At 72.8% G+C, this 19,063-nt stretch carries 21 protein-coding genes; 9 read left to right on the plus strand and 12 right to left on the minus strand.

Annotated elements, in window-relative coordinates; genetic code table 11:
• The first annotated feature begins 24 nt into the window (after positions 1 to 24).
• Entirely contained in the window at positions 25 to 822 is a 798-nt protein-coding gene (locus ACGF3J_RS25475) for a hypothetical protein (RefSeq protein ID WP_393854969.1), read from the plus strand.
• Here the strand turns inward: ACGF3J_RS25475 and ACGF3J_RS25480 are convergent.
• The 5 genes from ACGF3J_RS25480 to ACGF3J_RS25500 form a co-directional block, all read right to left on the minus strand.
• Positions 803 to 2,101 carry a DUF6986 family protein gene (locus ACGF3J_RS25480; protein ID WP_161329994.1) on the minus strand — a complete coding sequence of 433 codons (1,299 nt, stop codon included), beginning with the start codon at positions 2,099 to 2,101 and terminating at the stop codon, positions 803 to 805. The genes ACGF3J_RS25475 and ACGF3J_RS25480 overlap by 20 nt on opposite strands.
• Positions 2,102 to 2,267: 166 nt before the next feature.
• Complete coding sequence (locus ACGF3J_RS25485) at positions 2,268 to 3,230, minus strand: electron transfer flavoprotein subunit alpha/FixB family protein (protein WP_161329992.1); 963 nt, start codon at positions 3,228 to 3,230, stop codon at positions 2,268 to 2,270.
• A gap of 54 nt (positions 3,231 to 3,284) precedes the next feature.
• Positions 3,285 to 4,073, minus strand: coding sequence for an electron transfer flavoprotein subunit beta/FixA family protein (locus tag ACGF3J_RS25490; protein WP_161329991.1), 789 nt, complete (start codon positions 4,071 to 4,073; stop codon positions 3,285 to 3,287).
• Between the two features lie 232 nt (positions 4,074 to 4,305).
• Complete coding sequence (locus tag ACGF3J_RS25495; RefSeq protein ID WP_161329989.1) at positions 4,306 to 4,815, minus strand: flavin reductase family protein; 510 nt, start codon at positions 4,813 to 4,815, stop codon at positions 4,306 to 4,308.
• 145 nt (positions 4,816 to 4,960) lie between these two features.
• Positions 4,961 to 5,341, minus strand: coding sequence for a TlpA family protein disulfide reductase (locus ACGF3J_RS25500; RefSeq protein ID WP_393854895.1), 381 nt, complete (start codon positions 5,339 to 5,341; stop codon positions 4,961 to 4,963).
• 265 nt (positions 5,342 to 5,606) lie between these two features.
• On the opposite strand from ACGF3J_RS25500, the gene ACGF3J_RS25505 reads away from it, so the two are divergent.
• Positions 5,607 to 6,335 carry a lysophospholipid acyltransferase family protein gene (locus tag ACGF3J_RS25505; RefSeq protein WP_393854896.1) on the plus strand — a complete coding sequence of 243 codons (729 nt, stop codon included), beginning with the start codon at positions 5,607 to 5,609 and terminating at the stop codon, positions 6,333 to 6,335.
• Positions 6,336 to 6,345: 10 nt separating this feature from the next.
• Here ACGF3J_RS25505 and ACGF3J_RS25510 read toward each other — a convergent pair whose 3' ends face one another.
• The 4 genes from ACGF3J_RS25510 to ACGF3J_RS25525 all read right to left on the minus strand — a co-directional run bounded on the left by ACGF3J_RS25510 (position 6,346) and on the right by ACGF3J_RS25525 (position 10,275).
• The gene (locus ACGF3J_RS25510) at positions 6,346 to 6,918 is read right to left on the minus strand and encodes a transglutaminase domain-containing protein (RefSeq protein ID WP_393854897.1); all 573 of its coding nucleotides are present in this window, start codon (positions 6,916 to 6,918) and stop codon (positions 6,346 to 6,348) included.
• Between the two features lie 86 nt (positions 6,919 to 7,004).
• Positions 7,005 to 8,075, minus strand: a complete 1,071-nt coding sequence (locus ACGF3J_RS25515) for a low specificity L-threonine aldolase (RefSeq protein ID WP_161329984.1) — start codon at positions 8,073 to 8,075, stop codon at positions 7,005 to 7,007.
• Positions 8,072 to 8,818, minus strand: a complete 747-nt coding sequence (locus ACGF3J_RS25520; RefSeq protein WP_161329982.1) for an SDR family NAD(P)-dependent oxidoreductase — start codon at positions 8,816 to 8,818, stop codon at positions 8,072 to 8,074. Before ACGF3J_RS25520 ends, ACGF3J_RS25515 begins: the two co-directional genes overlap by 4 nt.
• A gap of 59 nt (positions 8,819 to 8,877) precedes the next feature.
• A complete protein-coding gene (locus ACGF3J_RS25525) occupies positions 8,878 to 10,275 on the minus strand; it encodes a DUF6421 family protein (protein WP_393854898.1) in 1,398 nt (465 codons plus the stop codon).
• A gap of 228 nt (positions 10,276 to 10,503) precedes the next feature.
• On the opposite strand from ACGF3J_RS25525, the gene ACGF3J_RS25530 reads away from it, so the two are divergent.
• On the plus strand, positions 10,504 to 11,187 hold the full coding sequence (locus ACGF3J_RS25530) for a glycerophosphodiester phosphodiesterase family protein (RefSeq protein ID WP_161329980.1): 684 nt from the start codon (positions 10,504 to 10,506) through the stop codon (positions 11,185 to 11,187).
• A gap of 15 nt (positions 11,188 to 11,202) precedes the next feature.
• Here ACGF3J_RS25530 and ACGF3J_RS25535 read toward each other — a convergent pair whose 3' ends face one another.
• Complete coding sequence (locus ACGF3J_RS25535) at positions 11,203 to 11,742, minus strand: GNAT family N-acetyltransferase (RefSeq protein ID WP_393854899.1); 540 nt, start codon at positions 11,740 to 11,742, stop codon at positions 11,203 to 11,205.
• A 76-nt stretch (positions 11,743 to 11,818) separates the two neighbouring features.
• On the opposite strand from ACGF3J_RS25535, the gene ACGF3J_RS25540 reads away from it, so the two are divergent.
• Together ACGF3J_RS25540 and ACGF3J_RS25545 are read left to right on the plus strand one after the other, a co-directional pair.
• Complete coding sequence (locus tag ACGF3J_RS25540) at positions 11,819 to 12,211, plus strand: VOC family protein (protein ID WP_393854900.1); 393 nt, start codon at positions 11,819 to 11,821, stop codon at positions 12,209 to 12,211.
• A 110-nt stretch (positions 12,212 to 12,321) separates the two neighbouring features.
• On the plus strand, positions 12,322 to 13,086 hold the full coding sequence (locus ACGF3J_RS25545; RefSeq protein WP_393854901.1) for a VOC family protein: 765 nt from the start codon (positions 12,322 to 12,324) through the stop codon (positions 13,084 to 13,086).
• An 83-nt stretch (positions 13,087 to 13,169) separates the two neighbouring features.
• On the opposite strand, the gene ACGF3J_RS25550 is transcribed toward ACGF3J_RS25545, so the two are convergent.
• Together ACGF3J_RS25550 and ACGF3J_RS25555 are read right to left on the minus strand one after the other, a co-directional pair.
• Positions 13,170 to 13,727, minus strand: coding sequence for a MarR family winged helix-turn-helix transcriptional regulator (locus ACGF3J_RS25550; protein ID WP_161332242.1), 558 nt, complete (start codon positions 13,725 to 13,727; stop codon positions 13,170 to 13,172).
• A complete protein-coding gene (locus ACGF3J_RS25555; protein WP_393854902.1) occupies positions 13,724 to 15,430 on the minus strand; it encodes an FUSC family protein in 1,707 nt (568 codons plus the stop codon). The genes ACGF3J_RS25550 and ACGF3J_RS25555 overlap by 4 nt, the downstream gene beginning before the upstream one ends.
• Before the next feature lie 147 nt (positions 15,431 to 15,577).
• Between ACGF3J_RS25555 and ACGF3J_RS25560 the strand changes: the two genes are divergently transcribed.
• From ACGF3J_RS25560 to ACGF3J_RS25575, 4 genes are all read left to right on the plus strand, one after another.
• Positions 15,578 to 16,144 carry a DUF5134 domain-containing protein gene (locus ACGF3J_RS25560; protein WP_393854903.1) on the plus strand — a complete coding sequence of 189 codons (567 nt, stop codon included), beginning with the start codon at positions 15,578 to 15,580 and terminating at the stop codon, positions 16,142 to 16,144.
• Between the two features lie 171 nt (positions 16,145 to 16,315).
• Positions 16,316 to 17,251: a M56 family metallopeptidase gene (locus ACGF3J_RS25565; RefSeq protein WP_393854904.1), complete on the plus strand. Its 936-nt coding sequence runs from the start codon at positions 16,316 to 16,318 to the stop codon at positions 17,249 to 17,251.
• Positions 17,252 to 17,317: 66 nt separating this feature from the next.
• Positions 17,318 to 17,989: a phosphatase PAP2 family protein gene (locus ACGF3J_RS25570; RefSeq protein WP_393854905.1), complete on the plus strand. Its 672-nt coding sequence runs from the start codon at positions 17,318 to 17,320 to the stop codon at positions 17,987 to 17,989.
• 40 nt (positions 17,990 to 18,029) lie between these two features.
• On the plus strand, positions 18,030 to 18,737 hold the full coding sequence (locus ACGF3J_RS25575) for an HAD family hydrolase (protein ID WP_393854906.1): 708 nt from the start codon (positions 18,030 to 18,032) through the stop codon (positions 18,735 to 18,737).
• Positions 18,738 to 19,063 lie beyond the last annotated feature (326 nt).

The following is a 19,063-nucleotide window of genomic DNA, read 5'->3' on the forward strand; positions in this document are numbered from 1 at the left end:
CGGGCCGACGGCGACGACCGGACGCTGGAGGCGCTCGGTCTGGCCGGGGTGCCCCGTGAGGAGCCGCTGCTGTACCCGGGCGCGTGGCCCCGGGAGTCGGGGCTGCTCGACGGCGACCGGCTGCTGCCGCTGGACCGGCCGGTCACCGAGGACGGGGGCGACCGGGTCCCGGTGCTGGCGATCGGTTCCAACGCGAGCCCGGGCCAGCTGCGCCACAAGATGGCCGAGTTCGGCATCGACTCGCCGATCCCGATGGTCAGGACCCGGGTCACCGGCCTGGACATCGGGGTCTCCGCCCATGTGAGCCGCATGGGCTATGTGTCCGCCTCGCCGGTGGGCGCCCCGGGCGTCGTGCGGGAGCTGTTCGTCCTGTGGCTGGACCCCGAGCAGCTCGCCGTGATCGACGCGAGCGAGGGCGTGCCCATGGCCCACGGCAACTTCGACCGGGCCTGGCTCCCCGCGCCCGAGGTACGCGTCGAGCCGCCGGACGGCACGGTGCTGCGCGGCGCGTACGTCTACGTCAACCGTCACGGCGTCCTGCACGACGGCTCCGGTACGCCACGGCGGCATCCGGGCGAGCAACGGCCCCTGATCACCGACCTGCTGCGCGGATCGGCCCGGTTGCGGGCGCTCTTCGGCACGACACCCGAGGAGTTCTGCGCCCGGGCCCGGACCGACCGCTCCCTGTGCGACCGGGGCACGCGGCTGTTCGCCGAGGAGCGCCGGGTGACGGCATCGGGCCTGGAGCGGTACGTGCGCCCCGACCGGCCCGAGGACCCCCGCAACGGGAACCGGCCGCCGCCTACTGCGCCGATGCCGTGAGGTCGCCGCGTCGGGGTGCGGAGAAGCCCTCCAGGTCGGTGCGGGTCAGGCCGGTGAGGCGGGCGACCTCGCCGATGTCGAGGGCGCCGCAGTCCAGGCCGCGCAGGAGGTAGCCGCTGAGGGCCTTGGCGGTGGCGGGCTCGTCCATGACGTCGCCGCCCGTCCGGTTCACGTAGCGGGCGAGGCGGGCGGCGGCCTGCTCGAAGCCCTCGCGGTAGAAGGCGAAGACGGCCGCGTACCGGGTGGGGATGTGGCCGGGGTGCATGTCCCAGCCCTGGTAGTAGGCGCGGGCGAGGGCGCGGCGGGTGAGGCCGTAGTGCAGGCGCCAGGCGTCGTGCACCTTGGCGGTGGGGCCGACCGGCAGCACGTTGGTGGAGCCGTCCGAGACGCGTACGCCGGTGCCCGCGGCGGCGACCTGCATGACCGCCTTGGCGTGGTCGGCGGCGGGGTGGTCGCTGGCCTGGTGGGCGGCGGAGACGCCGAGGCAGGCGCTGTAGTCGAAGGTGCCGTAGTGCAGTCCGGTGGCGCGGCCCTCGGCGGCCTGGATCATGCGGGCGACGGCGGCGGTGCCGTCGGTGGCGAGGATGGACTGGCTGGTCTCGATCTGGATCTCGAAGCCGATCCGGCCCGGCGTCAGCCCGCGCGCCTTCTCGAACGCCTCCAGGAGCCGCACCATGGCGGTGACCTGCTCGGGGTAGGTCACCTTCGGCAGCGTGAGGACGAGCCCCTCGGGCAGGCCGCCGGCCTCCATCAGGCCGCTGAGGAAGACGTCGAGGGTGCGGATGCCGCGGGCCCGCACCGGGGCCTCCATGCACTTCATCCGGATGCCCATGTACGGGGCCGCCGTGCCCTGTTCGTACGCCTCGGCGATGAGGCGGGCGGCACGGGCGGCGGCCTCGTCCTCCTCGGCGTCCGACCGGTTGCCGTACCCGTCCTCGAAGTCGACCCGGAGGTCTTCGATCGGCTCGCGCTCCAGTTTGGCGCGCACGCGCGTGTACACGGGCTCGGCGAGGTCGTCGGTGAGGCCGAGGACGGCGGCGAAGGAGGCGGCGTCCGGGGCGTGTTCGTCGAGGGCGGCGAGCGCCTGGTCGCCCCAGGAGCGGATGGTGTCGGCGGCGAAGACGTCACCGGGGACGTACACGGTGTGGACGGGCTGGCGGGTGCCCGGGTCTCCGGGGTAGCGGCGCTCCAGCTCCGCGTCGACCGGTGCGAGGGAGGCACTGATCTCCTCGCCGACGGCGCCCGCGAGGCTCGTTGCCACCTTCTCCTGCTGACCCATCCGACACCCTCCTGGCATCCACTTTTCCGCTGACCGGAATCAATAATCCGTAGAGCGAAGTTATCCGGCGCTTCGTCGCCGGTCAACACCATCCTGCGCAGACACCGAGGCCCCCGCGACCAGGACGACGGTCGCGGGGGCCTCGGCCGAAATGCCGGGAGGGCGCTCAGCCCTTGCGGGACTTCACTTCCTCGGTGAGCTGCGGGACCACGTCGAAGAGGTCGCCGACGACGCCGTAGTCGACCAGGTCGAAGATCGGGGCCTCGGCGTCCTTGTTGATCGCCACGATCGTCTTCGAGGTCTGCATGCCCGCGCGGTGCTGGATCGCGCCGGAGATGCCGGAGGCGATGTACAGCTGCGGCGAGACGGACTTGCCGGTCTGGCCGACCTGGTTGGTGTGCGGGTACCAGCCCGCGTCCACCGCGGCGCGCGAGGCACCGACGGCCGCGCCGAGGGAGTCGGCGAGCGCCTCGATGATCGCGAAGTTCTCCGCGCCGTTGACGCCACGGCCGCCGGAGACGACGATCGCGGCCTCGGTCAGCTCGGGGCGGCCGGTCGACTCGCGCGGCGTGCGCGCGGTGACCTTGGTGCCCGTGGCCTGGGCGGAGAAGGTGACCGACAGGGCCTCGACGGCACCGGCGGCAGCGGCGGGCTCGACGGCGGCGCTGTTGGGCTTGACCGTGATGACCGGGGTGCCCTTGGAGACGCGGGACTTGGTGGTGAAGGCGGCGGCGAACACCGACTGGGTGGCCACCGGGCCCTGGTCGCCTGCCTCCAGGTCGACGGCGTCGGTGATGACGCCCGAGCCCAGGCGCAGCGCCAGGCGGGCGGCGATCTCCTTGCCCTCGGCGGAGGACGGGACCAGCACGGCGGCCGGGGACACGGCCTCGACGGCGGCCTGGAGGGCGTCCACCTTCGGCACGACCAGGTAGTCGGCGTACTCGGCGGCCTCGTGGGTGAGGACCTTCACCGCGCCGTGCTCGGCGAGGGCTGCGGCGGTGTCGGCGGCGCCGTTGCCCAGTGCGACGGCGACCGGCTCGCCGATGCGGCGGGCGAGGGTCAGCAGTTCCAGGGTCGGCTTGCGGACGGCACCGTCCACGTGATCGACGTAGACGAGAACTTCAGCCATGGGACTTCTTCTCTCCTGCTTGCGAAAGATGAGGGGCGGTCGGCGGAGCGGGGCTCAGATGAACTTCTGGCCCGCGAGGAACTCGGCGAGCTGCTTGCCGCCCTCGCCCTCGTCCTTGACGATGGTGCCCGCGGTGCGCGCCGGGCGCTCGGCCGCGGAGTCGACCGCGGTCCAGGCGTTCTCCAGGCCGACCTCGTCCTCGTCGATGTCGAGGTCGGAGAGGTCCCAGGACTCGACCGGCTTCTTCTTGGCCGCCATGATGCCCTTGAAGGACGGGTATCGCGCCTCGCCCGACTGGTCGGTGACGGACACGACGGCCGGGAGGGAGGCCTCCAGCTGCTCGGTGGCGGTGTCGCCGTCCCGGCGGCCCTTGACCGTGCCGCCCTCGACGGAGACCTCGGACAGCAGCGTCACCTGCGGCACGCCCAGGCGCTCGGCGAGCAGCGCCGGTACGACGCCCATGGTGCCGTCGGTGGAGGCCATGCCGGAGACGACCAGGTCGTAGCCGGCCTTCTCGATCGCCTTGGCCAGGACCAGGGAGGTGCCGACGGCGTCGGTGCCGTGCAGGTCGTCGTCCTCGACGTGGATCGCCTTGTCCGCGCCCATGGACAGCGCCTTGCGCAGCGCGTCCTTCGCGTCCTCGGGGCCCACCGTCAGGACGGTGATCTCCACGTCGTCGTCGGAATTCTCGGAGATCTGCAGCGCCTGCTCGACCGCGTACTCGTCCAGCTCGGAGAGCAGACCGTCCACGTCGTCCCGGTCGACGGTCAGGTCATCGGCGAAGTGCCGGTCGCCAGTGGCGTCGGGCACGTACTTCACAGTGACAACGATCCTCAAGCTCACGCCGGCTCTCCTACTGCGTCGACATTTCAGTGCTGCCTCTTGCAGGCAGCATAGGCGCCCCAAGCGGCCGATCCCGGGCGGGGCGACCTGCGCTTCGCACCGGAATATTACTCGTCAGTACACCCAGTTCTTTCCCGCTAAGCAAGCGCTTTGAACTGTGACCTTCGCAACGCAGCGTAACCGGAACTCGACGCCTCCGCAGAAGCAGCCGGTGCCGGGGGGCCGGTACCGCTCAGTCGCGCAGGCCGGTGTAGCCGCCCCGGTGGTACAGCAGCGGACCGCCGGTGCCCGAGGGGTCGCCGGTCAGCACCTCGGCCAGCACGATGCGGTGGTCCCCCGCGGGCACCCGGCCGACCACACGGCCCACGAGCCAGGCGAGGACCCCGTCCAGCAGGGGGACGCCGTGCGGACCCTCCCGCCAGGCGGTGGGCGCCGCGAAGCGGTCGGCGCCGCTGCGGGCGAAGGTGGCGGCCAGCTCCTGCTGGTGCTCGCCCAGGACGTGCACCCCGACGTACTCGGCCGCGGAGACCGCGGGCCAGCTGGAGGAGCCGGTGCCGATGCCGAAGGAGAGCAGCGGCGGCCGGGCGGACACGGACGTGAGGGAGGTGGCCGTGAAGCCGGCCGGACCGGCGGCACCGGACGCGGTGATCACGGCGACTCCCGCCGCGTGCCGCCGGAAGACGGACCGCAGCAGGTCGTCGGTGGCGAGCCGCGCCGCGGCGACGTCGGGTGTGGCCGTCATACGGGGTGTCCTTCTGCGTTGTGCCTCGGTCCCGGCACCGGGGAGCGGGGCCTTCGGGCAGGCTGACGACAGGTGGCACACACAGTCAAATGCGTCCCGGGGCGCGGAAGCTGTGGAGGACGCCTCACCCCCGGCGTGGCGCTGATCACACCGCCTCGCCCAGGGCGGCGATCACGTCCGCCTTGCGCGGCTGCCCGACGGCACGCCGCACGACGCGGCCGCCGCCGTCGAGCACCAGCACGGTCGGGGTCTTGTGGACGCCGAGTGCGCGGACGAGTTCCAGGCGGGCCTCGGCGTCGATCTCGACGTGGGCGACGCCGGGGACCATGCGGGCCACCTCGCCGAGGACCCGCCGGGTGGCACGGCAGGGGGCGCAGAAGGCGCTGGAGAACTGCACGAGCGTCGCGCGGCCGCCGAGTTCCGCCCCGAGGTCGGACGCGTCGAGGGGCGGGCCCGGAGTCCCGGGCCCGCCGTCGTCACCCTGCCCGCGCACCAGCGCGCCCCCGTTCCGCCGCGTCCGCGGCACTCATGGGCACGCCTGAGCAGCGCGCCACCGGTCCGGTCGTCCCCAGGTGCAGCACTCGCGGCGGCGTGGAGATTCCCGCTCCACCATCGTCTTCCGGCCACCCGATGGACGGGCGAGTGATGAGGATCTCGCCGCGTACGGGCACCAAGGCTGGTACATGGGCCGTTCTTGGGGCACGATCTGCGACAAGCCGTAAACCTACGGCTGCGTAACTTTCGACTGGGAGCCCCCTTCCCAGGCTGACAAGGAAGGGTCCGACCCGCCCATGGCAGAACTCGCCTACCGCCCGGCCATCGGTCTCGCCCGCACCCTGTTCAAGGTGTGGGACCTCAAGATCGACTGCCAGGGTTCGGAGAACATCCCGCGCGCGGGCGGCGCCGTGCTGGTGAGCAACCACATCAGCTACCTGGACTTCATCTTCGACGGCCTGGCGGCGCTGCCCCAGAAGCGGCTGGTGCGCTTCATGGCGAAGGAGTCGGTCTTCCGGCACAAGGTCTCCGGCCCGCTGATGCGCAACATGAAGCACATCCCGGTGGACCGCAAGCAGGGCGAGGCGGCGTACGCGCACGCCCTGGACTCGCTGCGGGCCGGCGAGATCATCGGGGTCTTCCCGGAGGCGACGATCTCCGAGTCGTTCACGCTGAAGAGCTTCAAGTCGGGCGCCGCGCGCCTGGCGCAGGAGGCGGGCGTCCCGCTGATCCCGATGGCGCTGTGGGGCACCCAGCGCCTGTGGACCAAGGGACACCCGCGCAACTTCAAGCGCAGCCACACCCCGATCACGATCCGGGTCGGCGAGGCGATGGAGGCCTCCCGCGAGCAGTACGCGGGCGCGATCACCCGCCGCCTGCGCGAGCGCGTGCAGGAGCTGCTGGAGGCCGCGCAGCGCGCCTACCCGGTACGCCCCAAGGGCGCAGACGACACCTGGTGGATGCCGGCCCACCTCGGCGGCACCGCGCCGACGCAGGAGCAGCTGCGCGCGCCCCAGGCGCTCTGAGCCGGGCGCCTCAGAGCGCCGCGGGAAGGGTCGCCCACAGGTGCGGCCGGTCGGTGGCCGCCTTCAGGACGTCCACCACGGCCGGGTGCGGCGCGGCGTACAGCTCCGGGTAGTCCGCCTCCCCGGCCTCGCGGTCCGGCGTGAAGGCCAGCCGCTCCCCCTCCAGGGAGAATTGCGCGTTCACGCCGGGCTTGTTCCCGCGGGGGTCCTGCCGGTGCCAGGCGCCGTTGAAGCGCACCGCGACCAGTCCGTGCACCACGTCGAACCGCTGGTAGCACAGGGCGGTCGGGATGTCCTCGGCCCGCAGCAGGGCGGCCAGCGCGTGGGCCTTGGCGTAGCAGATGCCGGTGCGCCGCTCCAGGACGTCGGAGGCCCGCCAGGTGACGCGCGGGTCTCCGGAGTCCTGCGAGTGCGGGATGGTGTCCCGCACGAACTCGAAGGCCAGTCGCGCATAGGCATACGAGTCGTCCGCCTCTTTGGCGAGTTTGCCGGCCACCTCCCGTACACGGGGGTGGTCATGGTCAATGACCTCGTCGGCAGCCAGATAGGCGGACAGGTCGGGGGTCTTCTGGATCAGCTCCATGCCCGCAGAGCATAGAAACGCGATCACCCGTCAGTCAATGACTTTTCAGGTGACCGCATATCTATGCATCGGGTGAGCCTCGCGGCTCAGCGCGCCATCTCCTCCTTGAGCGCCGCCACGAAGGTGTCGACGTCGTCCTCGGTGGTGTCGAAGGCGCACATCCAGCGCACGTCGCCGGCGGCCTCGTCCCAGAAGTAGAACCGGAACCGCTTCTGCAGGCGCTCGCTCACCTCGTGCGGCAGGCGGGCGAAGACCGCGTTGGCCTGCACCGGGTAGAGGATCTCCACACCGTGCACGGCACGCACGCCGTCGGCGAGGCGCTGCGCCATCTCGTTGCCGTGCCGGGCGTTGCGCAGCCACAGGTCCTTGGCGAGCAGCGCTTCCAGCTGCACCGACACGAAGCGCATCTTGGAGGCGAGCTGCATGGAGAGCTTGCGCAGGTGCTTCATGTGGCGGACGGCGTCCTGGTTGAGGACCACGACGGCCTCGCCGAACAGGGCGCCGTTCTTGGTGCCGCCGAGCGAGAGCAGGTCGACGCCGACGGCGTTGGTGAACGTCCGCATGGGCACGTCCAGGGAGGCGGCGGCGTTGGCTATCCGGGAGCCGTCCAGGTGCACCTTCATGCCGTGCGCGTGGGCGTGTTCGCAGATGGCCCGGACCTCGTCGGGTGTGTAGAGCGTGCCCAGCTCGGTGCTCTGGGTGATCGACACGACCTGCGGCATCGCGCGGTGCTCGTCGTCCCAGCCGTACGCCTGCCGGTCGATGAGGTCGGGGGTGAGCTTGCCGTCGGGCGTGGGCACGGTGAGCAGTTTCAGCCCGCCCATGCGCTCGGGGGCGCCGCCCTCGTCGACGTTGATGTGCGCGCTCTCGGCGCAGATCACCGCGCCCCAGCGGTCGGTGACCGCCTGGAGCGCGACGACGTTGGCGCCGGTGCCGTTGAAGACCGGGAAGGCCTCGGCGCCGGAGCCGAAGTGGCCGCGGATCACCCGCTGGAGGTTCTCGGTGTACTCGTCCTCGCCGTACGCGACCTGGTGCCCGCCGTTGGCCAGCGCCAGCGCGGCGAGCACCTCGGGGTGGGCCCCGGCGTAGTTGTCACTGGCGAAACCGCGGACCTCGGGGTCGTGATGGCGACGCGCGTCGGTCTTCGGGGGGTTCACGGCTTCTCGGTCAGCCACAGACGGTTTCCGTTCACTTCCGCGGCGGGCTTGTCCCAGACTCCGGCGACGGCCTCGGCGAGGTCACGCACGTCCGTGAAGCCCGCGAACTTCGCGTTGGGCCGCTCGGCGCGCATCGCGTCGTGCACCAACGCCTTCACCACCAGGATCGCAGCCGCCGACGTCGGCCCCTGCTCGCCCCCCGCCTTGCGGAAGTAGTCCGCCATCGCCAGGGTCCAGGCCTCGGCCGCGGCCTTGGCGGCCGAGTAGGCCGCGTTGCCCGCGGTCGGGTTGCTCGCGCCCGCGGCGCTGATCAGGAGGTACCGGCCGCGGTCGCTGCGCTGGAGCGCCTCGTGGAAGGCGAGGGAGGTGTGCTGCACCGTGCGGATCAGCAGCAGCTCCAGCAGGTCCCAGTCGTCGAGGTTGGTCTTGGTGAAGCTCTGGCTGCCGCGCCAGCCGCCGACGAGGTGGACGAGGCCGTCGACCCGCCCGAACTCCTGCTCGGTGCGGTCGGCCCAGGCCTGGGCGGCGTCCCGGTCGAGCAGGTCCACGGTCTCGCCGGTGACACTGGCGCCGCCGTGCGCGTAGCGAGCCGCGTCCACCGCCTCCGCCAGCCGCTCCGGGTCGTTGTCCGAGCCGACGACCGTCGCACCCGCCTCGGCGAGCCGCAGCAGCGCGGCCCGTCCGGCGGGTCCGCCCGCTCCGGCCACCGCGATCACCGCGCCGTCGAGCGCCCCGTTCCCCATGGTCCTCGCCTCCCGAGCCTGTGCCTGCCGCTGTTGTGCCTGACCGCCCGTGCCGTCGCTCACGCGGCGGCCCGTTCGGTGCCGTCCGCGGTGATGCCCCGGGTCGAGGCAATCACCTTCTTGAGTTTCTTGGACAGCGCCTCGTAGAACATGCTCAGCGGAAACTCGTCCGGAAGCACGTCGTCGACCAGCTTGCGCGGGGGCAGGGTGAGGTCCAGGGCGTCGGGACCCTTCGCCCACTTCGAGCCCGGGTGCGGGGCGAGGTAGGTGGAGACGAGGTCGTAGCCGGCGAACCAGTGGACGATCTTCGGGCGGTCGATGCCGTCCCGGTAGAGCGTCTCGATCTCGGCGCACAGCTGGTTGGTGACCTCGGGTGCGCGCTGCCAGTCGATGAAGAGCTTGTTGTCGGTCCAGCGCACGACGTCGTGCTTGTGCAGGTAGGCGAAGAGGAGCTGGCCGCCGAGCCCGTCGTAGTTGCGCACGCGCTCACCGGTGACCGGGAAGCGGAACATGCGGTCGAAGAGGACCGCGTACTGCACGTCACGGGCCTGCGGGACCCCGTCGGCCTCCAGGCGTACGGCCTCCCTGAAGGCGGTCAGGTCGCAGCGCAGCTCCTCGAGGCCGTACATCCAGAACGGCTGGCGCTGCTTGATCATGAACGGGTCGAAGGGCAAGTCGCCGTGGCTGTGGGTGCGGTCGTGGACCATGTCCCACAGGACGAAGGCCTCCTCGCAGCGCTTCTGGTCGTCCACCAGCGCGGCGACGTCCTCGGGCAGCTCCAGGCCCAGGATGCCCACGGCGGCGTCGGTGACACGGCGGAAGCGGGCGGCCTCGCGGTCGCAGAAGATGCCGCCCCAGGAGAAGCGCTCGGGGGCCTCGCGCACGGCGATGGTCTCCGGGAAGAGGACGGCCGAGTTGGTGTCGTAGCCGGCCGTGAAGTCCTCGAAGGTGATGCCGCAGAACAACGGGTTGTCGTAGCGGGTGCGCTCCAGCTCGGCCAGCCAGTCGGGCCAGACCATGCGCAGCACGACCGCTTCGAAGTTGCGGTCCGGGTTGCCGTTCTGCGTGTACATCGGGAAGACGACCAGGTGCTGGAGGCCGTCCGCGCGGTTCGCGGCGGGCTGGAAGGCCAGCAGCGAGTCGAGGAAGTCGGGCACCTCGAAGCCGCCGTCGGCCCAGCGGCCGAGGTCCGCCACCAGGGCCTCGTGGTACGCGTGGTCGTGCGGGAGGAGCGGGGACAGCTCGCGGACCGCCGCGACGACCCGGCGCACGGCGTCCTCGGCGTCGGTCCGCCCGGGCGCGCCCTCGGCGTCGAAGTCGATCGACCCGTCCTTGGACTGCCATGGCCGGATCCGCTCCACGGCATCCTTGAGCGCGGGCCACGCCGGGTGCTCAACCACCCTGCTCGCCGGAGGAATGTTCTCCTCCGCACCCACCTGCACAAGAATTTCCGTCATGTCCCATCCTCTACGAGAGAAGCTTGCGTCAGGACACCGTATGCATACGAGGTTTCTCCCAGCAAGGGGAGCCCCCGTAAATTATCCTGCCCCACCCGGGCCTTCACCGCATTTTTTCCTGCGGGACGCCTCGGCTCGTATACCAGGCGCGGCAGAGGGGAAACGGTCCCGCAGGGCCGTTAGGCTGCCGCCCTGCCATCGCCGACGTCGACGGAAGCGAGTCGAGCCTTGAACTTCCTCACCATCGGTCACCGCGGAGCGATGGGTGTCGAACCCGAGAACACCCTGCGTTCCTTCGTCGCCGCCGAGCAGGCCGGCCTCGACGTCGTCGAACTCGACCTGCACCTGAGCAAGGACGGCGCGCTCGTCGTCATGCACGACGCGGAGGTGGACCGCACCACCGACGGCACCGGCGCCATCGCCGACAAGACCCTCGAGGAGCTGCGCGCGCTGGACGCGGGCCGCGGGGAGCGCATCCCCGTCTTCGAGGAGGTGCTGGATGCCGTCGCGGTGCCGTTGCAGGCCGAGATCAAGGACGCGGCGGCCGCCCGGACGCTCTCCGAGGTGATGCTCCGCCGGGACCTGGTGGACCGGGTGGAGGTGATCTCGTTCCACGCCGAGGCCATCGTCGAGATCGCGCGACTGGTGCCGGGAGTGCGCACCGCGCTGGTCGCGCAGTACTACGGCAAGGAAGTCGTGGACCGGGCCGTGGAGGCGGGCGCCGGGACCCTGTGTCTGGACATCAACCGGATCACCCTGGAGATCGTGGAACGGGCCCGCAAGGCGGGCCTGCGGGTCTTCTCCTGGACCGTCAACACCCAGGACCAGCTGCGGCTGGTGCGTGCCCTGGGCCTCGACGGCGCCACGACCGACTACCCGGAGATCAAGCGCACCGGCCGCTTCACCGCCTGAGTACCGCGCAAGGGCTCAGCCCAGCGGCTTGACCAGCAGCTCGAACTGCAGGTCGTCCCGCTGCGGAATGCCGAAGCGCTCGTCGCCGTACGGGAAGGGCGTCATCTCTCCCGTACGGCGGTAGCCGCGGCGCTCGTACCAGGCGATGAGGTCCTCGCGTACGGAGATCACGGTCATGTGCATCTCCGTGACGCCCCACGTCTCACGGGCCTGCCGCTCCGCCTCCGCGATGATCGTCCTGCCGAGGCCCTCGCCCTGGAGCACGGGACTGACGGCGAACATCCCGAAGTACGCGTGCTCCCCGCGGTGCTCCAGCTGGCAGCAGGCCACGATCCGGCCGTCCCGCTCGACCGTCAGCAGCCGGCTGTCCGGCGACTTCACGACGTCCAGCACGCCCTGCGGGTCCGTGCGCTGCCCCTGGAGGATGTCCGCCTCGGTGGTCCACCCGACCCGGCTGGAGTCGCCCCGGTAGGCCGACTCTATGAGCGCCACGATCCCGTCCACGTCGGCGTCGGTGGCATCGCGGTAGATCAGTCGGCCGGCGGTGGTGTCCATGTGGGGCGTCTCCGGTTCTCTCTCGGGCGCGGCGGGGGCATCGATGAGGGTAACGCCGCCAGTAGGGTCGGGACGCATGGTGCATGTACTCAGCAGCCGGATCCTGCTCCGTCCCACCGACCCCGAACGCTCCCGCGCCTTCTACGGCGACCAGCTCGGCCTCGCCGTCCACCGGGAGTTCGGCACCGGTCCGGAACGGGGCACCGTCTACTTCCTCGGCGGCGGCTTCCTGGAGGTCTCCGGCCGCTCCGAGGGCCCGCTCTCCCCCGCGCTCAAGGTGTGGCTCCAGGTCGAGGACGCGGCGGCGGCCCACGACGAACTGCGCGCCAAGGGCGTCGAGATCGTGCGGCCGCCGGTCGAGGAGCCGTGGGGGCTGGTGGAGATGTGGATCGCGGATCCGGACGGCACCCGGATCGTGCTGGTGGAGGTGCCCGCGGAGCATCCGCTGCGTTACCGGCCGGGGATCTGAGGCGTCCGGGCCGCCGGGGCGGTGCGTGCCGGATGGCCCCGGCACCGGGGCGGCCTTAACGTGCTGGAAGGGGGCGGACGGCCCATGGCCCGGCGCAAGGAGGCCCCTCTATGAAGCTCCATGAACCGGTGACCGGCGGACCCTGCTGGGCGGAGCTGGGGACCGACGACCTGGCGGTGGCCGAGCGGTTCTACAGCGGGCTGTTCGGCCGGCGCCCCGAGACGGACCCGAGGCAGCGGGCGAGCGGCCACACGATCGCCCGGCTCGGCGGCGACGCGGTCGCCGGGCTGGCGCCCCTGTCGCGGGCGCAGCAGCCGGTCGCGTGGGACGTGGTGTTCGCCGTGCGCGACGCGGACACCGCCGTCCGGCAGGTGACGGCGGCCGGCGGCACGGTGCCGGAGGGGCCCACGGACGTCCCCGGCCACGGCCGCTTCGCGGTGGTAGTGGACCCCACCGGGGCGCTGTTCCAGCTGTGGCAGCCCGGCTCGTTCGCCGGTGCCGGGCTGTTCAACGCGCACGGCTCGCTGGGCTGGGTCGAACTGCTGACCCGCGAGCCCGACCTGGCCGCCGACTTCTACACCACGGTGTTCGGCTGGAGCCTGACCGCCTCCGAGTACTACCCGCAGTGGGGCATCGGCGGGGCGGACTTCGGGGGCATGGTGACGATGGACGACAAGTTCCCGCACGAGGTGCCGGCGCACTGGCTGCCCTACTTCGCGGTGACGGACGTGGACACGGCGGCGGCCGGCACGACCGACGGCGGCGGCACCGTGCTGATGGAGCCCGTCTCGCCGCCCGACGGACCCCGGATCGCGGTGCTGCGCGATCCCCGGGGCGCGATGTTCGGCGTGTACCGGGCGGGGGACGAGCGCTGAGCCTCCCGGGGCGGCGTGTGACGGCGCCGGGGCGGCGTGTGACAGCCGCCGTGGCCGGCTCAGCCCGGTCTTCGGGGGCCGCTTCAGACCCGCAGCGCGTCCAGGCGGCCCTCCAGCTGGCCCAGCAGTCCGCCGAGAAGTGCCGCCAGCTCCCCCTGCCTGGGCTCGTCGACGCCCGACAGCACTGCGGCCTCGTAGGCGAGCTGTTCGGGCAGGATGCCGTCGACGAGCTCGCGTCCGGTGTCCGTGAGGCGGACGTGCGCGACGCGGCGGTCCCGGGTGTCGCCACGCCGCTCCACCAGGCCGCGCTCGGTGAGCTGCTTGAGGCGCTTGGTGACGGCGGCGCCGGAGGAGAAGGTCTCGCGGGCGAGGTCGCCCGGGGTCAGCTCGTGGCCGGTGCGGCGCAGCGCGCCGAGCAGGTCGAACTCGGCCCGGCTCAGGCCCGCCCGGCGCAGTGGCGCGTCCTCGGCCTGCTGGAGGAGGGCGGCGCAGCGGTTGATCCGGCCGATGATCTCCATCGGCCCGGTGTCGAGGTCCGGATGGACGGCCCGCCACTGCCGCACGACCGCGGCCACGGTGTCGCCGCCCGGCCCCCCTCTCCCGTCGCCCCCGGTCGCCGAGCCCCCGTCGGTTGCGGTCATGGCCGTACGTCCTCCGCTCTCGTACCCGTGTCCCGGTCCCGACGCGCTGCCCCGCGTCGCACCGCTGCGGCGAGCGTACGGTGTCCGGACTGCTCGGCAAGCACGACCCTCTCCTGCGGCAGTGCGCGTCCCCACCATTCACCGGCCGCCCCGTCCACGGTGGACCGCAGGTCGGTCAGCGCGGCGGCCAGGGACCGGCGGGCGGTCTCCAGGGCGCCGGGCGCCGGATCGGGCTCCGCCAGGACGCGGGCGGTGTGCTCCCGGGCCCGGTCGGCGGCCCGCAGCGCCCGCTCGACGCGGTTCCCGGCGCTTCGGTCGGTGACGGCGACGGCGGCCAGGAAGCCGACCAGGGCGCCGACGAGGGTGTCCACCACCCGCTCGGTGATCAGCGAACCCGGTTCCTGATACCCGGCGAACTCGGTGATGAGCAGCGCCATCGGGGTCACGCAGACGCTGCCGAGCCAGTAGTTGCGGGTGATGAGGGCCTCGGCGCCGAAGTTGAGGGCGAGGCAGAGCAGGACGAGCGGTGCCTGGCCGAGGTGCGCGAGCGGGGTTATGGCGGCGAAGAGCAGCACACCGGCGAGGTTGCCGACCACGCGCTGCACGGCCCGGCTCCAGGTGAGGGTCAGGTTGGCCTGGTAGAGCGCGGCGGCGGTGACCAGCGCCCAGTAGGGGCGGCCGACGCCCAGCGCCAGGGAGGCGTAGCCGGCCAGTGCGCAGCCCAGGGCGGTGCGTACCGCGACCGGGGCCGACGAGCCCAGCCGGTGCCACAGGGGGTCGGGGCGAGCGGTGAGTTCGGCGTCGACGCCGAGGAGTTCGTCGGTGACGGCCGGGCCGTCGTCGGTGCGGGGGACGCGGCCGGTGCCGCGCAGGGCGCGGGCCCAGGTGCGCAGCGGCTCGGGTTCGGTGTCGGCGGGGGCGGCCAGCGCGACCTCGGCGCGGACGACGAGGCGTTCGAGGGCATGCCGGGTGGTGGCGCGGGCGCCGGTGGCCGGGAGGGACAGCAGCGTCTGCCAGGCCTGCTGCACCGCGGCGTACCCGGCGGCACGGGCGGCTGCGTGGGCGTCGCCCGTGCCGCCAGGGTCGGCATGCGCGGTTTCGGCGTACGCGGCGGCGGCGTTCAGGGCCTGGGCGGTGGCCCGGCGTTCCGGGCCGTGCGGTCGGACCAGGACGGGTGCCATGCACACCAGCCAGGCCCAGGCCCCGGCGGCGGCGCCCAGGGCCAGGTGGGCGGGGATCCGGTCGAGGGCGTGCGGGACGAAGAGGGCCGCGGAGCTGATGAAGGTCAGGACCACGTTGCCCGGCGGGCCGATGCGGGTGGCGTCGCACAGTGCCTTCTGTACGGCGGCCAGCAGGGCCCCGACGGTGACCAGGACGACGGCGTTCCGGGTGAGCGAGGCGGTGACCAGGGCGACGGCGACGCCGCCGAGCATGCCGAGCACCACCCACGCGAGGGCGCGGGCCCGGGCGGCGTAGGGGCGGTTGTGGGCGTAGAGCGCGCACAGGGACCCGGCCATCGTGTACATCGCCAGGTCGAGCCGGCTCAGCGCCAGCAGGAGCAGGTTGGGCGGGGCGACGGCGGCGACCGAACTCAGGGCGGGCTTGAACCAGATCTCGGAGGGCCGGCGCAGGCGCAGCACGCCGGCCAGGGACAGACGTCGGCCCGGTGAGGTGCCGGGGATGGAGGGGGGCGCACTGCTCATGGGATTACTTTAGCAGGTGTTTTACTCGTGAAAAATAATCTCCGCGCTCCCCCGGATACCCCCTGCGTACTCCCTTGCGCTCGCGTGCGCGCCGCGTGTCCGGGGCAGGCCTTGACCGACCGTGGACCGCCGAACGGGGAGGTGCGTGTGCACGGACCGGTGTCGCCCGGATGGCTGCTGGTCGCGCTGTGCGCGGCGACCGGCGCGTACTGCCTGCTGCGGATGCGCAGCCACGAGGGGGAACAGCGACGCGCCGCGGGCGGCGAGGCGCTGATGGGGTTCGGCATGGCCGCCATGGCCGTGCCCGCGGCGGCGTTCACCCCGCCGGTGTGGGCGTGGGCCGGATACGTGGTGGTGTTCGGCGCCGCCGGGCTGCGCGCCCTGTGGGCGGCGGCGCGGTACGGGGGCCACCATCTGCACCACCTCGTCGGAGCCGCGGCCATGGTCTACATGGCGGTGGTGATGGCCGGTGCGCCCGCCCACGGCCACGGGCACGGGCACGGCGTGTCGGGCCCGCCCGCGGCGACGGGTGCGCTGCTGCTCTACTTCACCGGATACGTGCTGCTGTCCGGCGTACGCCTGCTGCCGGTCGTCGCCGTCGCCGGGGGCGGGGGCGGCGGTCCGACGGCCGGGTGGGGGGACCGGCCGGAGCTGGCCCGGGCCTGCCGCCTCTCCATGGGCATCGCGATGCTGGCCATGCTGGCGGCCATGTGACCCCGGCGGTGCGCCGGGGCCGTGTGATGCGGCGGTGCGCCTGGGCCGTGTGACGCGGCCCCGTGACCGCGCCGCCGGCCGTGCCCGGTGTTCGCCGCGCGCAATCGTTGCCTGCGTCACTTTGCGTCTCGGCCCGTACTGCGGGCGGCGCCGCGCTCATAGGCTGCCCCCATGATTCTCCCCGCGGCACTGCTGCTGCTCGGCGCCCTGACGGCCGTGCTCGCCCCGAGACTGCTCGCCCGGGCCGACTGGCCGGACCGCGAACCGGTGGTCGCCCTGTGGGTGTGGCAGTGCGTGGTGGCGGCCGTGCTGGTGTGCTGCGCGCTGTCGATGACGTTCAGCGCGGCGGCGGCCTGGCACGCGGTGGGCGGGCCCGTCTTCGCGACGGCACCGGGCCCCGTGGTCGAGGCCTACGCGCTCGGCACCTCCGGCCTCTGGGCGGACACCACCGCCCTCACCCTGGCCTGTGCCGGATTGTGGAGCGCCGCGATGCTCGCCAGGGAGGTCCTACGGGCCCGGTCCCGGCGTCGGGTGCGCCGTGCGGAACTCCTGCACCGCGCCCCGCTGTTGCCCGGCGAGGTACCGGGACCGGACCGGCTCGTCGTCCTGGAGGGCGAACGGCCGGACGCCTGGTGGCTGCCCGGCACTCCCCCGCAACTGGTCGTCACCACCGCCGCGCTGAGCCGCCTCAAGGGCCGTCAGCTGGACGCCGTCCTCGCCCACGAGAAGGGGCACGCACAGGCACGGCACGACTGGCTGCTGCACTGTTCGGCCGCGCTGGCGGACGGGTTCCCGCAGGTTCCGGTCTTCGCCGCGTTCCGCGACGAGATGCACCGCCTGGTCGAACTCGCCGCGGACGACGTGGCGTCCCGCCGCTTCGGCCGCCTGACGACCGCGCTGGCGCTGGTCGAACTCAACGAGGACCGCGGCGTGTTCGGTCCGTGCCCGACCCCGCAGGCCCAGGTCCCGCAGCGAGTGCACCGGTTGCTCACCCCGCCCGACCGGCTCACGGCGGCGCGGAGGCTGCGGCTGACGGCGGCGGCCGCGCTGGTGCCGGCGGTACCTGTACTCGTGGCGTTCGCGCCGGGGCTGCGGGCGCTGGGCTAGCCGGCCCGCAGGCGCTCCGACTACGGGAATTCGCCTCCGGGCCATCCGGTCGGCGAGTATCGCAGCATGCAGACGCCGCCCGTCGACTCCCCGCCCACTCCACCGCGCCCCCGCACTGCTCTCGGCCTCACCTGGACGCTGGCCGTGTGCTCGGCGCTGCTGCTCACGCTGGTGGCGGTCGAGTGGGGGCCGTTGATCCGCCTCGACGACGACATCGCCACCACGACGCACCGTTGGGCCGTCGACGAACCCGACGTCACGCAGGTCATGCGGGTCCTCACCGACTGGGTGTGGGACACGTGGACGATGCGACTCCTGTGCGCCGCGGTCGTGCTGTGGCTCTGGTTCCGGCGCGGGGACCGGTGGACGGCCGTCTGGCTGGGGGCCACCTGCCTGCTGGGCAGCCTCCTCCAACAGGTCCTGAAGGCCGCGGTGGACCGTCCCCGCCCGGTCTGGCCCGACCCCGTCGACTCGGCCCACTACGCGGCCTTCCCGTCCGGCCACGCCATGACGGCGACCTTCGTGTGCGGCCTCCTGCTGTGGCTCGTCCACTACTACGGCGCCTCCCCCGCCCTGCGCCGCGCCGCCTGGGCCGTGGCGGTGATCTCCGTGGCGGGCGTCGGTGTGACCCGGGTGTGGCTGGGCGTGCACTGGGCCACGGACGTGGCGGGCGGCTGGCTCCTGGGCGTCCTGGTCACGGCGCTGGCGGTCCTGGTGCACCGGCGCCGGCATCCCTGACTCCGGCACCGACCGCCGCCCCGCCTCATAGGATCCGCCCATGACCGCCGTGCTGTTCGACTTCTCCGGGACCCTGTTCCGCATCGAATCGTCCGAGGACTGGCTGCGTGCCGTGCTCGACGGTGCCGGGGTGCCCCTGTCCGGTCCGGAGCTGACGGAGACGGCACGGGCCCTGGAGGCCGCGGGGGCGCTGCCCGGTGGCGCACCGCCGTCGCGGGTGCCGGAGGAGCTGGCCGGGGTGTGGGAGATCCGCGACCAGAGCTCCGCGCTGCACCGGACCGCCTACACCGGGCTGTCCAGGCGGGTGCCGCTGCCGGATCCCGGGCTGCACGACGCGCTGTACGAGCGGCACATGACGCCGGACGCCTGGCGTCCCTACCCCGACGCCGCCGAGGTGCTGGAGACGCTGCGCGGGCAGGGCGTCGCCGTGGGCGTGGTCAGCAACATCGGCTGGGACCTGCGGCCCGTCTTCCGCGCACACGGCCTCGACCGGTACGTGGACACGTACGCCCTGTCCTACGAGCACGGCATCCGCAAGCCCGACCCCCGGCTCTTCGCGCTGGCCTGCGAGGCGCTCGGCGCCGAGCCGGGGCGGACCCTGATGGTGGGCGACGACCGGCGGGCGGACGGCGGCGCCGCGGCCTTCGGCTGCGGAGTGCACTTCGTGGACCACCTGCCGGTGACCGAGCGCCCGGCCGGACTGCGGCCGGTGCTCGACCTGGTGCGCGCCAGGCGGCCGGGCGCGTAACCCGAGGCAAACAGCGGGGCGGATTTCATCCACCCCGACCGACTTGCCCGTGTCGCCCGGGACACTGTCGGGGCGCCCTGTCGACCTGCCGTGTTGCGGCGTATCTCCTGGTGAGGCGCCTACAGCCAGGCGGGCTTCGGGTGCCGTGGGTGTCCCTCCGGGTTGCCCTGACCCGCATCGCATCACCGGCCGAGCGCGGGCACGTGCTGTCGCCGCCGACAGCAGACCCCGCCCCGCGGAAGGCGAGCCTCGCGTCGACGCGGAGATGGCCGCAAGGAAGGTCGTCCGACACAAGGAGCTTGCGCGGTGAGGCCGCCCCCGGTGGT

The organism is Streptomyces sp. NPDC048171, from assembly GCF_043202655.1.
Classification (GTDB): Bacteria; Actinomycetota; Actinomycetes; order Streptomycetales; family Streptomycetaceae; genus Streptomyces.

Bases quoted from the DNA above. Each gene is read 5' to 3' on its own strand.
- ACGF3J_RS25510 (WP_393854897.1), bottom strand. From the start codon at position 6,918: ATGGAGCTGATCCAGAAGACCCCCGACCTGTCCGCCTATCTGGCTGCC.
- ACGF3J_RS25480 (WP_161329994.1), bottom strand. From the start codon at position 2,101: ATGGGTCAGCAGGAGAAGGTGGCAACGAGCCTCGCGGGCGCCGTCGGC.
- ACGF3J_RS25525 (WP_393854898.1), bottom strand. From the start codon at position 10,275: ATGACGGAAATTCTTGTGCAGGTGGGTGCGGAGGAGAACATTCCTCCG.
- ACGF3J_RS25485 (WP_161329992.1), bottom strand. From the start codon at position 3,230: ATGGCTGAAGTTCTCGTCTACGTCGATCACGTGGACGGTGCCGTCCGC.
- ACGF3J_RS25565 (WP_393854904.1), top strand. From the start codon at position 16,316: ATGATTCTCCCCGCGGCACTGCTGCTGCTCGGCGCCCTGACGGCCGTG.
- ACGF3J_RS25555 (WP_393854902.1), bottom strand. From the start codon at position 15,430: ATGAGCAGTGCGCCCCCCTCCATCCCCGGCACCTCACCGGGCCGACGT.
- ACGF3J_RS25550 (WP_161332242.1), bottom strand. From the start codon at position 13,727: ATGACCGCAACCGACGGGGGCTCGGCGACCGGGGGCGACGGGAGAGGG.
- ACGF3J_RS25535 (WP_393854899.1), bottom strand. From the start codon at position 11,742: ATGGACACCACCGCCGGCCGACTGATCTACCGCGATGCCACCGACGCC.
- ACGF3J_RS25495 (WP_161329989.1), bottom strand. From the start codon at position 4,815: ATGACGGCCACACCCGACGTCGCCGCGGCGCGGCTCGCCACCGACGAC.
- ACGF3J_RS25575 (WP_393854906.1), top strand. From the start codon at position 18,030: ATGACCGCCGTGCTGTTCGACTTCTCCGGGACCCTGTTCCGCATCGAA.
- ACGF3J_RS25505 (WP_393854896.1), top strand. From the start codon at position 5,607: ATGGCAGAACTCGCCTACCGCCCGGCCATCGGTCTCGCCCGCACCCTG.
- ACGF3J_RS25520 (WP_161329982.1), bottom strand. From the start codon at position 8,818: ATGGGGAACGGGGCGCTCGACGGCGCGGTGATCGCGGTGGCCGGAGCG.
- ACGF3J_RS25570 (WP_393854905.1), top strand. From the start codon at position 17,318: ATGCAGACGCCGCCCGTCGACTCCCCGCCCACTCCACCGCGCCCCCGC.
- ACGF3J_RS25545 (WP_393854901.1), top strand. From the start codon at position 12,322: ATGAAGCTCCATGAACCGGTGACCGGCGGACCCTGCTGGGCGGAGCTG.
- ACGF3J_RS25540 (WP_393854900.1), top strand. From the start codon at position 11,819: ATGGTGCATGTACTCAGCAGCCGGATCCTGCTCCGTCCCACCGACCCC.